We start from the raw sequence: 16,518 nt of genomic DNA, 5'->3' as shown, positions 1-16,518 counted from the left end.
AGATTGTTTATTAGCGGCTAATTGGTGACGATGAGCTTAAATACTTTTAATTCAGAAGTCGTTTTCACAACAATTACATAAGCTCCCTCTACTAAAAGCGTATCTTTAATTTCATAATAGTCTTTTCCATTATCCTGTATGGTCTTTACAAGCCTTCCCGAAGCATCATAGATTTTGATATCTACATTCTCTTTTATATCTGATATAATTCTTATGGTAAACACCTGACCTTTAGGCACTGGATTTGGGTATAATACAATTCCGTTTTCTCTTTTACGAGTTACTTTTACTGTATCTTTTTTTGTACAGCCATCTGGTGTATTCACTGTTACCGTATAAACTCCAGGTTCATACACTGTAATATTAGCGGAAGAGCTGCTAAATCCATTATCTGATGTCCATTGATAAGTAGCATTCGGATTCGAGATCTGGGTACTTGCATCGAAATGAGCAGATCCTCCGGAACTTATTATCACATCAGGTCCTAAATCTAAATTGATCGAGTTAAAATCATTGACTGTAAAATCTTCATTAATTATATTCCCATCCGCATCCGTAATGATAAGATGATAGTTTCCGATTACCAAGTCGGGGAAAGATAACTGGGATGTAGAAACATTAAAATTCTGATTAATACCGTTACCCGTTAATTGAATATGGTATGGAGCTTTACCTCCTTTAATATTTATATTTAATGTTCCCTTCTTCTGTGTACAAGTAGGCTGCTGAAGTTCATTAATTGATAATATTTTATTTCCTAAAGCAAAAGTGAAAACATCTGTTCCTGATAAATCCTGATCAAAGGTGATATTATTAAAATGAACATTTTGATCTGCATCTACATAATCCATAGGAAATACTTCTACGTTGGCAGAATTAAAATTTCCCTGTCCGGTTTTATCAATAAATAACCATAACTTTTTATCTGCAGGTATAGTAAGTATATTTTTAACAGAAAAAACCACTTCAGTCGGAATGGTCTGAGAAGTCTCTGTAGAAAATCTGGTTTTCCATTTTCTTTTAAACAACTGATATCCGGAAGTAGGAGTATCTAACAATAATTGCTCTTTATTATCTCCCCATATAAGAAAACTTTGATCTGGAAAATCTGCATCATTGCTCTTGTTATCTACAGCTAATTTTTTAGCCGCAATAATAAGCCGCTTATTTTCTGAAGAACTCGTTGCCTGTTTCTGATATAAACCTGAATACTTATCTCTGGCAATTCCTGCAATGTTTGCAGAGTAATTAGTAAAGTCATCCTGCTTCCATATCTTTTTACTTTTTGAACTATAATATTCAGTATAAGGCATTGTAACTGCATATTTTACAGCCAGATAAGAATTTACACGATTTCTTTCATTTTGAGTAAGAATTTTACGGTATATGAAAAATTCAGGAAGTTTACCTTTAAAATTTTGCCAGCCGGTACTTCTTATATCTTTTCCTACGTACATAGAAGATATTCCCGTCGTACCTATAACAGAATGAATCTTTTCTGAGGGAATTCCGAATCTTGTATACATACTGAATGAAGGAAGATCATCAATAGTACTGGTATTGATATAGTTAATCTGTTCATTGTTATACCGGAAAATATTTTTTGTGCTGAAATATATTTCCTTCTCGTAAGACTTTTCTGAAGAAAACATAGCTGTTTCCGTGGATGTATTTTGATTTTGATACGCTGTAAAGAAAGTAGTCTTATCCATAGTCTCCATCAAATATGGAAATTTCAGATAATCATCTACCCCGTCAAAATCCAAACTTTCATTATAATTAAATAATGTATAATTAGGTTGGTTCTGAGTAGATATCGCTTTAATTTCATTCTGATTCCCACTATAATCCTGATAAGTTAATGCAGGAGTTTGTGCAGAATTAGCTTTAAACCAAACACTCACTCCCGAAACACCGCCAGGAGACTGGGCAAAACACATATCCAGCAAAAGGATATGAAAAAAGAAAAGTATTTTTTTCATCATAAGTGTTTATCTCAAATTTTGAAAATTTGTAATCGCTGAGAATCGTCTAAAATATTTTTATCGCACTAAATAACGGCACATCCGATTCTCAAAGATTTATTTTTTAATAAGCTTTTTAGTTTCTTTAAAGTCACTACATTCTAAACTAACCGTATAAATCCCGGAAGGATAATCACTCACATCAATTGTTCGTAAATATTCGCCTTTTGGAAACGCTTCACTACTTTGGTTATTTAGAATAATTTTTCCGGAAGCATCATATATGGATATTTTTACTGCTGATGAGTTTTCCAATCTGAATTTTATATGAGCTTCATCCTTTGTAGGATTCGGAAAGATTGTAAAATTACTTTCGCTTTTTATAGTTTCAGGAAGAATATTCTGATCCGAAACTCTTTTTTGTGCAACATATCTGAATGCTGAAATCATATCAAAACAAGGAGTAATGAGTGCATGAAAGCCTGAAGCATTTTCTGCATGAAAACCAACTTTCAATGTAATATCTTTTGAAGCCAGATATTCAACATTTTGTACAGGAGCAATAATTTTATTACTTGCTACGATCTGCTTTGCCCAGATAGTTTGTGGAGTTGTAATGTCATCAACCGGACTTGTAAGTATTTTTAAATCTTCTTTATAACAAAAATCTACATTAGAAACAACAATAGAAAAATTCTGAACACCATTTGGAAGTAATGGTGTTGTGTTTGTTTTTGGAGACACAATAATTTTGTAAGTGTCCTTAGTAGGATTTTTAATATCTACTCTCTCAATTGTATCTACATTATTCGTGGAATTTTTAGTCGCTGCTGCCGTAAGATTATTCATTCCTCCTAATTTCCAAGGGTAATAAACAGTCTCTGTACCATTTGAATTTACTTTAACAATTTTAAGATCAAGATCATTAACTAAATTAGGGGTAGAAAGATCTACAGTATTGCTCACAAGATTTCCTTGAGGATCAGTCCATGATATAGTGGCGGATAAAGGCTGGCTAACATCCAGAGGAACTACATACAAAGTATATTTATTTCCCTGATTAAGAGAAATCTCTTTGATTAATGTAGATTTTTTATAATCCCCAATAATTCCTTCAATATTATCATGTATAGCAGCAACTGCTCTTTTCGCATCTGCCATTCCCCATCCGTAAATATAATCTGGTCCTTCTGTTCCCTTATCATTGGCTGTATGAGCCAACAGAGCACGAACTGTAGAAGATTGCATATAGCTTTGAGAAGGACTCACAGATTTATAATATTGCTGTAATAACGTTATAATACCAGAAACTACAGCAGTCGCTGATGAAGTTCCTTTATAAGTTCCGTATGCGGAGTCATAAGTCTCAATAGATGAATATATAGTCTCTCCAGGTGCGCATAGATCTGGCTTTATCCTTCCGTCGTCAGTTGGACCATAACTGCTGAATGAAGAAATATCAAAATCTTCATCAGAATTCATATTAAGATTTTTTTTAGCAGAAGCCACAACCAAAACATTTTTAGCAATTCCCGCTCCTTCAAGTAAATCATATCCTCCCTTCGCAGTTACCTGAGGAACAAGAGCAGGATCTATTTCTCTGGAATTTCCCGCAGCCTTAACAATTTGTAAATATGGTTTTAAATACATTAGGTTATCCCAGTTCTGTGCTGTAGAATTATATTTTCCAAATTGATAGGTTTGAAGATATAAAGGATCGAAACCATAACTATTATTGGCAACTAAAATACCCGTTGGATTATTTGGGGAATAAGCTTCATTAAGCATTTCAGATACATCATTTACCCAATCATATGCATGAAGTTTAGCATTAAATGCAATTCCTCTTGCATTTGCGTCTCCATTACTTCCAACCATTGTTCCTGCAATGTTCGTACTGTGCCTTGTTATAGTTTGATTTTGAGAAGAATCATAAGTAATCTTTCCGGAAAGCAATTCATGTGTAACTCTTGGCTTTGAATAATCCCATTGGCCTATTATCATATTTTGTCCTGAAATGTCTAATCCAGCACTTCCTCCAGCATATAATGTATTAGCTTTTGTCATTTGTGCCGCTCCGGCATTCAATGTCGTATAGTATAATGGTCTGCCATTTTCATCAGAACCAACTAATTGCTTATTATTTCCATCTTTTTCAATAAATTCCGGAAATCCTAAAGATTTTAAACGCTCTACTTCCTGTTTCTGTTTATTCTCTTTATTTATAATCTGTAACTGGAAATTCTTTTGATCTTCTATTAATCGATTATTGGCATCTTGCTTTTCTTGTGAAAATACCGACATGAAAAAGAATACAGAAATTCCCAAAACTGACTTTTGGTATATTTTATACATCGGAAAATATTTTTAGGATTATTTCTGCTTTGCCTTTTCTAATTTTTCTAATCTTTCATTCAAAGATTTAAGAATATCTGCCTGACTTTTGATTAAGTTCTCTTGTTCTTTATTTTTCTTATTCAGATCAATGGAATATAAAGTTAGTTCTTCAATTTTTTCAAGAAGCTTATTGGTTGTTATTCCTAGTTCTAATCCATTCTCAATAATTTCTTTTGAGGATGAAAAATTAGGTAAATGGTGATATTTTTTGGTAAACTCTTCTACTTCATCTAAAGATAACATTTTATAATCATTCTTTAAATCAGAAGCCCCGTTATAATACTTTTGAAAAACATAATCTGCAGGTACCTGCAAATCGATTTTCACTTCCTCTGCATGAATTTTTCCTTTTACTGTAAGTTTCGAATCTGGATTTACCGAGCCTATCCCTACATTTCCGTTGTTGGCAATTCTTAATCTTTCAGTCCACCAATTGTTATTTGCAACATTACTCATGTTAAAAAATTGAAATCCATCTTTTGAACTTTGCATCATGGTATGAACATTATTCTGTACATCGCCCATCTGGATCGCTGCAGCTTGACCAATATCACTCGTAGAATTCTGACGATATATTTCTAAATCGTTACCTATATAAGAACTTGTATTTCCTTCAATCTTAACTCCTAAATTATCAGCATTATGAATTGTCAATTTTCCAGCTGGTGATGTTGTTCCTATTCCTACATTACCCGACTGTGCCTTAACTACAAAAGCTCCACTAGTAGAGTTAGGCTCTATTACTACATCTCCATTTCCTCCCCGGATAATTGTTTTACTATGATACTGTCCTCCAAGATTACCAAAAGATAATATATTACCGGAACTTTCTGAATAGCTAATAACAGGAACGTTGTATCCGTTAGAATTTAGTTTAATATAATAAGAGCCATCATTACCATTATTGTATCTTTCGTTAGCAGTAACAGAACCATTAACATCTAATTTTTGGGTTGGGTTATCAGTCCCTACTCCTACACTTCCATTAAGTGTTATTCTTACCTTTTCAGAATTGTTTGTTCTAAATATTAAAGGCTGAGCATCTATAGTACCTAAGAAATTTGTAGATGGATTTGTTCCGTTGTTACCTGTCGTATTCCAGATTTGTGCTGAAGAGAATACAGCGATCAGAGAACTTATCGTGAGTAATATTTTTTTCATTCCTGTATTTTTTTTCGCAAATATATATATTTTTTTCACTCAAAAAAATTTGCATAAATTAACATCAAATGGTAATAAAATTAATTAGAATTACATATTTAAATACTTAAATCAAATTTTAAATCATAACCCTAATTTATTTACATTTTATCATTCGTAATTAATTATTATCCTTAATAATTTTTATTATTTTTTTTGTTTGTAAATCCTTGATAGTATACAGAATAAGGAATTTTGATTTAATAGTAAAATTCACATTCTTTATTCTCCAATATTATCCGTTTTTTATCTCTTTAAATGAAAAGGGATAAGTATAAAATCTAAAAAACTTCTGTTACAATTTTTACAAAAATATTGTTGTTTTCACATTTTTAATAATTTTTGGTGAGTAACAATTGGGACCAATTTTGTTGTCACTAACTTTGGATACCTGTTATGATTCTCATTCATTTGCGATAGGTATTTCCGCAAAATAAACGAGAGCAAGATTATCTTACTCTCATTTTTATAAATTAAATTCAATCAACATTGAAAATCAAACAATTATAACTCTACAATTGAATATCACTAAATTTGGAACACTATCTCAAATCAACAAGCTCTATCCAAGCAGTATGGTATTGTAGATCCAACATATGGAACAATATGTCCACTACTTCCTTTAATATTTCTCCGCCCATTTCTTGACAGACTTTCCTTAACTGTTACCAAATTAATTCTTTTCATAACAATAATATTATTTATTAATTCCTACTCTTTAGCCTTTCAGCTTACGCTTTAAACTCTTTTTTAAAATTGATTTCCAAATATCTATAGTAAAAAACAATTATTCTAGTTCATTATCATTAATAAGGATATCCGTTAATAAATTTCTTTTATAATCATATAAATGATAAACCAAAACTTCTAATTCATTTTAATTCCTCCTTTATAACATATTCCCCGGAATTCTTTCTATTGAATAATATTAGAACAAACTTCTAATTCTATTCTTGTTTCTTTACAACAGGGGATGTATAGAGTCTGTTTCAGAAATTATATTAAGGATGTTTTCTCCTACAATTACTCCCACATAACATCCGCCACATTCATCAAACATAAAAATTCCGTCTTCCCGAAAAACCTCTTTTAAGTATGTACACTTTTATTATTCATACAGGAAGTATGAAAAAGAGGGAAATATCAAGTAATTTTTCCAAAATTAATTACAATAAACATATTTTCTTCATAGAAATTAAATCAAAAGATTTCAGTATCATTAGGCAAATTCTAAAAATCCATTATAGATAAAATTCTTTACCGTGCTTTTTACCAAATAATCCAATCTTCCAATAAGTTCTTCCTTATCTTTTGAGTAAGTATAGGAAATGATAGTATCAAGTACTTCTTCCGGCTGAGATAAGCAAAAATATTTAAATTCTTCACTTACCATTTTAATTGTTTTGGGGGTACTGAAAGCCTGTAATAATAAATATTCTATTTTAAGGGGTATCTCCTCAAAAAAATTCGTTCTTTTATCAAGAGCAGGAATAAAGACGGAGATATATGAAGCAGGAGGTTGTATAATGTTTAGTGTATGTATATAAATGTCATTTGAAGACCAGTCCCATTTCGTATTTACTACAGTTCCCATAGAACCATGTATGATTGGGACATATAAAATTGAGCTGCCTAAAGATTCAATATGATCAAAAACATAATTTCTATAAGATATGATCTTTGAAAATTTTGTCAGGTTATTTTTCTGTCTTATTCCATCATAAATTTGGTTTTTACTTTGTTCAAAAAACAGAAGATCTTTTAATAATTCTGAAGAAGAATTCTGATCTATTACAGGAACAATGTCATTAATTAGATTACTACTAACTTCATCAATATTATTCAAGATTGTATTGTAGACATTGGAAAAATTTATTTTTGTGAAATAATAAAATTTAGGATATTGCTTTTGAAATATAAAATCTTCTTTCAGCTGAATATCCAAACATAAGTTATAATTTTTATTTTCAACAATATTTTTAACAATGGAAACATTATATTTCATAATTAGATATAACTGACCTATTTTTCCATTAATGAGTCCGAATTCTAAATCTACATATTCATCCAAATCTTGCAACATAGTCTCATATTGTGCCAATTCTTCTTTGAAATTATCTCTGTGATAAAAAAATTCTGAAAAATCATTACAGAGAGAAGGCGAAAGTGTCATCAGAAAAGCAAGATTCTTCTCAAATTCCTCTTTTTCATTCATCTCTAATAATCCATCAAGAATCCTGATATAATTTTCTTTATTTGAATTAATCTTAAGAATAAACCTCTTTTCTATATCAGAAATAAAAAGATAGTTTTCTAAGTTAATCTCTTCCTTTTCTTTATTAATAAAATTTTTAATATACTTTTCAGCTTGTGCACTATAGAATTTAATATTTTCATTTTTTGAAATCGCATGTATATATCTCAATACAAATAGAATCCCCAAAGATCCACGTGCGAAGTCACAGGAATTTTCTATATTGATTTCTTCTTTTGAAATCCATGAAAGACCATTAGGTGTAAATATACTGTTGTTTATTATTTTCTGTAAATAATTATTTATCATCTCTTCTGTTTCCTTCGATTCATTTTTAGTAAACAGATTAATAAGAATAAATAGGACTCCCGCTCTTCCATCCAGTAAATAATCGGAAGTATATTCAGAATGGAAAAACTCCTTTTCAGACTCTTTTAAAATTTTCAGACAATTGTCTAAATAAATATTCTGAGGAGAGGTTTTATAAAGCTCTAATAAAAAATAAGCAACTCCGCCTCTTCCAGTATATAATGAGTAATTTGCCGTTGCTGAATGATCACAGTAAGAGATCAAACTGAGACTATGCGTTTCTATAATATCAAGCAACTCTGGTTTATTATATATTTTATGGTATTCTAACAGAAAAAACAAATACCCAGTAATTCCGTATTCTATATTTTCAATATTATCTGATATAAGGTATTGTTCTTCAAGTTTCTGCTTATTATTTTTGGCTATATTCTGGAGATCCGTAAAACTTAATCCCAATATAGCAGATATATATTCATCTGTTGTTACATTCAATCTCATATTTGATACGTTTTAAGAAGTCTGATAATGTTATGATAATAATCAGGATATGATTTTCTGAGTAAATCTTCAATCTGCACGGGAACTGTGTTCACAGTTTTATATGGTCCCAAAGCATGGAGATAAGAACGTTCAAAAGAACTTCCCAATACGTCGCAAATTCCGTCAAATCCCTGATTAATATTATCAAAATAAAATTCTACAGGAATTTTTTCTTTATGAGCCATTGAATATAAAAGAGCCTGTTCAAAAATAATATTAAACAGTCCAATATTAATTTTGGACAAATAATCTGCGTTTTTATCGATAAATTCAAATGCTTTATCTGTATATTGTTTAAAAAACAGTATTGCATTGCCCCCTACAATACCATTATTAACACCATTCACCTCCCCGAAAGTATTATAATAATTTAAAATATCTTCAGGTATATATGCAAAATGATTCTGAATTGCCTCGAAAATTTCTTTATATAAGGTATAGCCAATTTCGCTATTCTGGCACACAATAGGTGCATGTTCAAAGTGTTCTTCAAATTTTTCGAATATAAACACATCTCCATCGGCGTGAATAAAAGGAGTATTCTGGATACTATAGGCATATATTTTTCCCAATGCCCACAAATCTTCATGATAATGATTGATTTTATCCAAACATACATCTACTTTCGTATAAGGCAGTTTCAATTTTTCAATTAAAATATTATATCCTATTTCATCAGTAATTAATTCTACATCATCATAATATTTTCTAAATTGTAAACAGCTCAATGCCCAGCTGAAATAGTTATATTTTTTGTCAGTCCACCCTCCATTATTCCGATCATGGAGTTTTACATTTTTCTTTTTATAGCTTGGTTTCGACCAAAAACTCTGAATTATTTTCATATGATATTAATTAAAAAATCCCCAGTAATAGAAGTAAAAAAGGATTAATATTAAGGAAAAAACAAGGGATATTATGATAACTTTGTGTTGGTATTTACTGATTCTTATGAGGAATATAGCCAACAAAAATACAGTCGCAGCATATACCGTAAGAAGGGTAAACAAACTTCTAAACTTTTCTTTTATTCCGAACGCACATATAAAGAAGTTAGAGCTTGCCGCATCCTGGATAGCATAAATAAACCCACCCATTATTATAATGGCCAGTAAGCATGACAGGATAAGCAGCCCGTAAAAAAATTTGCTGAATAAGCCCTCTTCTTTTCTTTTCCTAATCATCTGCATTGAAAAGTAAACGATTCCGATAATCATAAGAATATAGGCCAAAATTAAAGGAGCAAAATTCAGAAGATCAAAATTCCCAATAAACATTGCCAGCTTTGGAACTCCGGGATTCACATGAATATCCGTCACAAAATTTGTTTTATAGGTACTCATGATTTTAACTGACGGCTTTTGCTGATAGGAATCTTTAATAAAGTTGTTAATTAATCCGCTTCCTTCCTGATTGAATAAAAGGGCATGGTTTTCATTTTTAAATATGATTAGCTCTGCATTCAGCAATCCGGCTAATGACTGAGCATTTGAAACTGGGGTAATAGGATCAAATTCTCCAGCCAGAATCATCGTTGGAATTTTAGATATTTTCTTATAATCTAAAATATTCTGCGGAATACTTTTAGTATTCCACTGACTATTGATAAGAAAATCACTTCTGTAAAATGACAAACCACCTTTTAATCCCGGATATTTTGCAGCATCTTCATCATAGTATTTTAATGAACTGTATGGTAATGCATCATTCAGCAACATACTGTAATAGGTTCCAAAATCCAGAGCCCGGAAAACCCCGGAAAATGCACCGACTACCGAACTTAATGCGGCTGCATTTCTTTCATGAAACAAAGTAATAATCACTGGTAGTACTTCCGTCATCTGTTTATTATATAAAGCCTGATGAATAACGAGTTTAAAGTCTTCACTATTGAATGTAAAACTTCCTTTTTCCAGAAGATCTTTGGGAATATTCACCGTCAATGGTCTTTTATCCAGATCTGCAATCACGTCATAATAGGTCTTTTCGAGATTCGTGAATTTTTTATTTGAGACTGGATCCTGTTTACATTTTGAGAATAAGATATTTAATTCCTTCACATAATGATCATTGATCTTATCATAATATTCAGAAATATTATTAATAGATGAATCTAAAATCATTTTATTGAAGTCATCAGGAAATGAATTGGCATATACCTGTGAAATATAGGTTCCGTATGAAACTCCAAGAACATTCCATTTGTCATAATGCAATGCTGTTTTAAGCGCATGCAGATCATTGGCTATATTCATACTGTTATAATTAGCAGGATTAATCCCTTTTCTTATCAGCTCATTTTTACAGTTCATTGCTGCAAATAATCTATTTTTCTCATCAGCGGTGGCTGATTCATTCGAGGATAAAATTTTAAATATTTCTGTTCCCAGTTCCGGGCATAGTTTAGGTAAAGAATTTCCTACCCCCCTTGCGTCTACCAATATAATATCGGAGTAATCTCTCAGTGGGTGATCACGAAAATATCCGAATGTTCCAATTCCTGATTGCCCGGGACCACCTTCTATATACAATAAGGGTTTCTGAGATGATTTTTTCTTCTTTTTGAGAACAGTAAATGCAATTTTTATTTTACCTGTTGGAGCTGTCCAGTTTTCAGGAACAGAAAGATATCCCCATTCTATTGTTTTATCTGTTTTCAGGTGTTCTTCATCGAAAAAAGGTTTTGTCTTGGTAATAGTATATCCTTCTTTTTGTGCCAACAAAAATGAGGATATCATGATAAATAGTAAAAAAAATACTTTCGAGGTCTTCATATTGAGTAATTAATTTTTAAATTCATTTATAGATATATCTTTAATGGGTAATTCTGAGCACACATAACAACAGTAATCATCTGCGATATATATCTTTTTGATATTAAAATTCTGCCCGTTATAGAGCAGTGTATCATTATCTTCCGCAGACTGGGTTTCAATTTCACTCAGCGGAATTGTAAGGCCTTTACCTATCAATTTTATCAGGGATTCTTTTCTTGTCCATATATCAATAATCAACTGATCTTTATTCATACTTTCGTTGATTTTCTTCTTTTCATTTGGAGTAAGGCAAAAGCCAAGATCTTCGATTTTTACAGGCTGAATTTTTTCAATATCAATTCCTATTTCCCCGTCTTCTGTTACTCCACAAATAGAAATATGGTGAGCATGTGAAATATTAAAATTAATAGGAGCGTCTTCAAAGAATGGTTTTTTATTTTTAGTGAATCTTATGTCATTATCTGTCATATGTAAGCGATATTTTTTTTTCAGGATATCAAACAGCATCATCCTGCCTAAAAGTGATAATTGTGCATCCGACCAATTCTTATACCTCAAAATCCTGTTTTGAAAATCACTACTCAGCTCGTATCTGTAATTTGACATCAAAAACTCATGAACTTCCTTTCTAATAAAGGAATAATATATTGTAAGCATAGTTAAAAATCAAAATCAATATCAAAGGAATTTTTAACATAAAAAAAGTCCTTATACCCGGAATCCAGCTCAGAGTTTAGTGATAAAATATGTTTCAAGAAGTTAATATAGGTTTGGGAAAAATCTCTGATTATATGTTCTTTATAAAGGCTTTTGTTATAGCTGACATCCATATGGATCTGGTCTGTATCATTAATAACATTCATTATAACAGGAAATTTATTAAAAACCGAATCCTGTTCCACAGTCTGTATTGAAAAATCTGAAAACCCATCAATCGTATGATAACTAAAATCAGGATTCTGGACTACAAACATAATATCAACATGATGCTTCAAAAAAGTATTATTTGAAACTTCTTCATACTTATTGACTTCTAAAAATTCATGGGTCACTTTCTCAAGTATTTCAGTAAACTGTTCTTCTCCGAGCTTCACTCTTAATAAAAGACTTTTTATGAAAACCCCGAGAAGGGAGTCTACCTGAGGAACTGACCTTCCGGAGTCAACAGTTGCTATACAAATATCCGACTGTCCTGAAATTTTATTTAACAATACCAACAAGGAAGTCAGCATTAAAAGATAAGGAGTTGTTTTTTTTTCTTTTGCCAGATTATTTAAGCGAGCTGACAAGGAATTATCTAAAGAAACAGTAAATATATTCCCTGTATAGCTCTCAGGTACTGAAGCTTCTTTCTTCAGAAAAGGTTCATACTGATACCCCTCAACATATTTTTCCCAGAAAAGATTATTTTTTTCAATATCTGTATTTTGATAATACCAGTGGCTATAGTCTTTAAACTGTATTTCAGTATGAGCCGGAATTATGACAAAGGAGGGATTGTTATAAACGGAAATCAGCTGTTTAATGAATAATTCCGTAGAAATTCCGTCAAAAATAATATGATGGGTCAGAAAAAGAATCTTATATCTTTCCCCAAGCTTTAGAATCATTAATTTTAAGAGTATTTCTTTCTCAAGATCAAAACAAAAACCAGTATACTGGTTGACAATATGTTTATAGTCTGCTTCATTATCTACTTCATTCATCTCTAAGGAAAAATGAACATTTTCAAAAGCATTGATTTTCTGGCAGATGGTGTCTTCATGCAATGCAAAGTTGGTTCTTAATATTTCATTTTCCGATATCATGCTCTGTATAGATTTTTCCAGTAAAACAATATCAATAACGCCTACCACATCAAACTCCATAAACATATTGAATGCTGGTGAAACCTCTTTTCTCTGACAAGCCAACCATATATTTTTTTGTGTGGGAGTTACTTTATAAAAATCCTGCACCGGCGCAGCCGGGATCACTCCAAGTTTATTTTTTTTCTTCAGAATGAAATGGTATAAAGAATAAAGATCCGGGTTTTCAAAAACGTCTTTCATTAATATCTGAACTGAGAAATTTTTATTGACCAGATTCGTTAATTTGGTAACCAAAATAGAATGTCCTCCCAATTCAAAAAAATTATCTTCCGGCTTAAGATCATTCTGAAGATGTAATACTTCTTTCCAGATTACTTTTAATTCCTGAATCAGCAAATCATTATCAATTTTCTTTTTGCTACCCCCTTCTTGCAAAGAAGGAAGCTCTTTAGCCGACAGCAACTGCCGGTCTATTTTTTTATTAGGAGTAAGCGGAAAGTCTTCTACGGAAAAAATAAACTGAGGAACCATATAATAGGGCAGGTCTGAACTCAGTATATCATAAATTTTCGAAATGCTCACTTCTGAACGGGCCTTTACGTAAGCTACCAAATTTTTTTCGCCATCATGGTCTTTAACCACTACTATAGAATCCTCAATATTTTCAATGGTGTTCATATGGTTTTCAATGTCTCCCAGTTCAATTCTGTAGCCATTTATTTTAACCTGATGATCACTCCTTCCGAAGAAAATGATTTCGCCGGCTTCATTCCATTTCCCGACATCTCCGGTTTTATACATCAGATCTCCCTGTCTAAAAGGGCTTTTTATAAACCTTTCCGAGGTAAGCTGCTCATTATTGTAATATCCTTTCGCAAGGCCTTTTCCTCCGATATAAATATCTCCAATGGAATTTATGGGTAAAAGGTTAAGATCTGCATCCAAAATATAAAAAGACGTTTCGGCAATTGGACTTCCTATATTCTGAGGGGAAGTATTTTTTTCTATTTTTTTAGTTGAGGACCATATTGTTGTTTCCGTAGGTCCATACATATTCCACATTTCATGACAGTGCGGGATGAGCTCTTCGATCAGTCCCTTACTCAGCAGGTCTCCACCACATAATATTTTTAATCCTGAATCTGGTATCCACCCAAAGCTGATGAGCCTCTTGAAAAAGCTTGGTGTTGCTTGGATGACGGAAGGATTTACTTGGGCTATCTCATGTATTGTGGCTGTGGGGTATTTTAGGATATTTTCATCAGCTATATACAGTGTTGCTCCGTTAATTAAAGGGGTAAAAAACTCCAGAATAGAAATATCAAAGGAATATGTTGTGACTGAGAATAATTTATCTACGGCATTTATTCCCGGTTGGATGCTGATGCTTTTTAACAGATTCAGCAGGGAAGCATGTCCTATTTCAACTCCCTTAGGGTATCCGGTAGAGCCGGAAGTATAGATAATATAGGCCGTATCTTCAGATCTAACTCTCTTTTCAGAGGTTTCATGGCTGTGTTCAAGAATATTACGCAAAAAAATTCTGTTGATATCTGTAAGTTCAACCTGAATTTTTTCATCAGATATGAGGAGACTGACTTTACTGTTTTCTACAATATATTGCAGCCTGCTTTCAGGAAATTCAGGATCAAGTGGAATATAAGCTTTTCCGGCCTTCATTATCCCCAACAAGGTGCATACCATATAGGCTGAACGATTCAGTAAAACAGCAATTGCATTTTCGGAAGCGTAATTATTTAGGATAAAGTGGGCTACCTGAGATGAAATACTGTCAACTTCTGTATAAGATAATGATAATGTACCATCTGCTATGGCTTCTTTACAAGGAAACTCCAGAACCCTTCTGCTGAACAAGTCAATTAATGTTTGCTCATTATCATCATATTTTATTTTAATCGCATTTTCATTAAATGAAAAAAGTTTTTCTTCCTCTCCCACAGACATGAATGAAATATTTTTCAATGATTGATGTGCCAGCGTTTCTATATTTAAAATCATATGATTGATGTGCTCCGTACATTGTATGATGGAATATTCATCAAAATATGCCTTATTATAATCGAAATCTATCTTTATGTTTTCTTCATCATCAAATTCTCTCACATAAATGGCTAATGCTACTCTCTCAGATTTATTGGTAAGAGGAAGTACTGTAGTTACCGTCCCTGCAAAATGGTCAGCATAATTATGTTTTTCATAGGAAAATGTGAGATTAAACAGTTTATCTTTTTCGCCATATAGTTTTAAATCCTGCACTATTTTCCCGAGAGGGTATCTTTGATGCCTATAGTCTGACATTAACTGCTTTTTCACATCTTCTATAAGATCTATCAGGCTGTTCTGGTAATTCAGCTTAATTCTTAAAGGAGAAACTCCCATAAACAGTCCTACTGTTTTTTTAAATACTTTACTGTTTCTGTTAAGTACTGGAATCCCGATCGCAAAATCTTCACTGTGATTAATTCGTCCGAAATAAAAGAAAAGTAGTCCCAAGAAGCTGTGAAATGTAGAAAAATTATGTTTTTTACCTATTTCTATAAGTCTATTATAATCTTTTCTTTTAACAATAAGCTCTTTGCGCTCACTTTCTGTAAGATTCTTTTCTGCAGTCTCTTTTTTGTTAAAAATAATCTGTGGTAAATCCCGATATCTTTCATTCCAATACTGTTTGTCTTTTCGATACTCCTCAGAATTCTGATACGCATGATCGTCTGTAATAAATTTTTTATATTCATAAGGATACTGTTCTTGTAGTTTATCAAAATTCAGCAGGTCATTATAATTTTTAATTAATCTCTGGAACATCAGGGACGTACCCCAACCGTCAGTGATAATATGATGATATACTGAAAAAAGATAATATAAATTCTCATGACATTTTACCAAAACAAACCGATACAGAAAGGAATCTTTTAATAAATCAAAAGGCAATAAAAATTCTTTCTGCATATATTCATCAGCTCTAGACACGGAATCTATGCTATCTGAAAAATCAACAAACTCTAGGTTTCTGGGGGTTTCAGATATGTTTATAATAGCAATACCATCTTTCTCTCTTAAAAAACTTCTATAGGCATCATGTTGACAAATCATTTCATGATAAGCTTTTTGAAGAGTATTAAGATATATTTCGCCCTTTATTTCTATTTTGGCTCCTATATTATAAATGGGTGCATTTGGATATAATAACTGTTCAAAAAAGATATCCTGTTGAGGAAGAGTTAACTTCATAAAATGTAAAT

8 protein-coding genes are annotated in these 16,518 nt (G+C 31.8%); all 8 read right to left on the bottom strand.

Annotated elements, in window-relative coordinates:
- Window positions 1-17 precede the first annotated feature (17 nt).
- Window positions 18-1,985, bottom strand: coding sequence for a DUF8202 domain-containing protein (locus AC52CF_RS01670; protein WP_290263770.1), 1,968 nt, complete (start codon window positions 1,983-1,985; stop codon window positions 18-20).
- Between the two features lie 96 nt (window positions 1,986-2,081).
- Window positions 2,082-4,319: a S8 family serine peptidase gene (locus tag AC52CF_RS01665; RefSeq protein ID WP_214591049.1), complete on the bottom strand. Its 2,238-nt coding sequence runs from the start codon at window positions 4,317-4,319 to the stop codon at window positions 2,082-2,084.
- An 18-nt stretch (window positions 4,320-4,337) separates the two neighbouring features.
- Window positions 4,338-5,561 carry a hypothetical protein gene (locus AC52CF_RS01660; RefSeq protein WP_214591050.1) on the bottom strand — a complete coding sequence of 408 codons (1,224 nt, stop codon included), beginning with the start codon at window positions 5,559-5,561 and terminating at the stop codon, window positions 4,338-4,340.
- A 1,219-nt stretch (window positions 5,562-6,780) separates the two neighbouring features.
- Window positions 6,781-8,625 (bottom strand): lanthionine synthetase LanC family protein, encoded by a 1,845-nt coding sequence (locus AC52CF_RS01655; protein ID WP_214591051.1) that lies wholly within the window; start codon window positions 8,623-8,625, stop codon window positions 6,781-6,783.
- Entirely contained in the window at window positions 8,622-9,512 is an 891-nt protein-coding gene (locus AC52CF_RS01650) for a DUF6734 family protein (protein ID WP_214591052.1), read from the bottom strand. The genes AC52CF_RS01655 and AC52CF_RS01650 overlap by 4 nt, the downstream gene beginning before the upstream one ends.
- A 6-nt stretch (window positions 9,513-9,518) precedes the next feature.
- The gene (locus tag AC52CF_RS01645; protein ID WP_214591053.1) at window positions 9,519-11,441 is read right to left on the bottom strand and encodes an alpha/beta hydrolase; all 1,923 of its coding nucleotides are present in this window, start codon (window positions 11,439-11,441) and stop codon (window positions 9,519-9,521) included.
- 9 nt (window positions 11,442-11,450) lie between these two features.
- Complete coding sequence (locus tag AC52CF_RS01640) at window positions 11,451-12,050, bottom strand: 4'-phosphopantetheinyl transferase family protein (protein ID WP_375181517.1); 600 nt, start codon at window positions 12,048-12,050, stop codon at window positions 11,451-11,453.
- 53 nt (window positions 12,051-12,103) lie between these two features.
- The gene (locus AC52CF_RS01635) at window positions 12,104-16,507 is read right to left on the bottom strand and encodes a non-ribosomal peptide synthetase (RefSeq protein ID WP_290263784.1); all 4,404 of its coding nucleotides are present in this window, start codon (window positions 16,505-16,507) and stop codon (window positions 12,104-12,106) included.
- Between the last annotated feature and the right edge of the window lie 11 nt (window positions 16,508-16,518).

Source organism: Chryseobacterium sp. 2P (assembly GCF_059579425.1).
The sequence above is the reverse complement of the archived record's forward strand: the minus strand, read 5'-3'. Positions and strand labels throughout refer to the sequence as shown.

What these genes read in the sequence shown, in the direction of transcription:
- AC52CF_RS01655 (WP_214591051.1), bottom strand. Translation starts at nt 8,625, where the DNA reads ATGAGATTGAATGTAACAACAGATGAATATATATCTGCTATATTGGGA.
- AC52CF_RS01670 (WP_290263770.1), bottom strand. Translation starts at nt 1,985, where the DNA reads ATGATGAAAAAAATACTTTTCTTTTTTCATATCCTTTTGCTGGATATG.
- AC52CF_RS01650 (WP_214591052.1), bottom strand. Translation starts at nt 9,512, where the DNA reads ATGAAAATAATTCAGAGTTTTTGGTCGAAACCAAGCTATAAAAAGAAA.
- AC52CF_RS01635 (WP_290263784.1), bottom strand. Translation starts at nt 16,507, where the DNA reads ATGAAGTTAACTCTTCCTCAACAGGATATCTTTTTTGAACAGTTATTA.
- AC52CF_RS01665 (WP_214591049.1), bottom strand. Translation starts at nt 4,319, where the DNA reads ATGTATAAAATATACCAAAAGTCAGTTTTGGGAATTTCTGTATTCTTT.
- AC52CF_RS01645 (WP_214591053.1), bottom strand. Translation starts at nt 11,441, where the DNA reads ATGAAGACCTCGAAAGTATTTTTTTTACTATTTATCATGATATCCTCA.
- AC52CF_RS01640 (WP_375181517.1), bottom strand. Translation starts at nt 12,050, where the DNA reads ATGTCAAATTACAGATACGAGCTGAGTAGTGATTTTCAAAACAGGATT.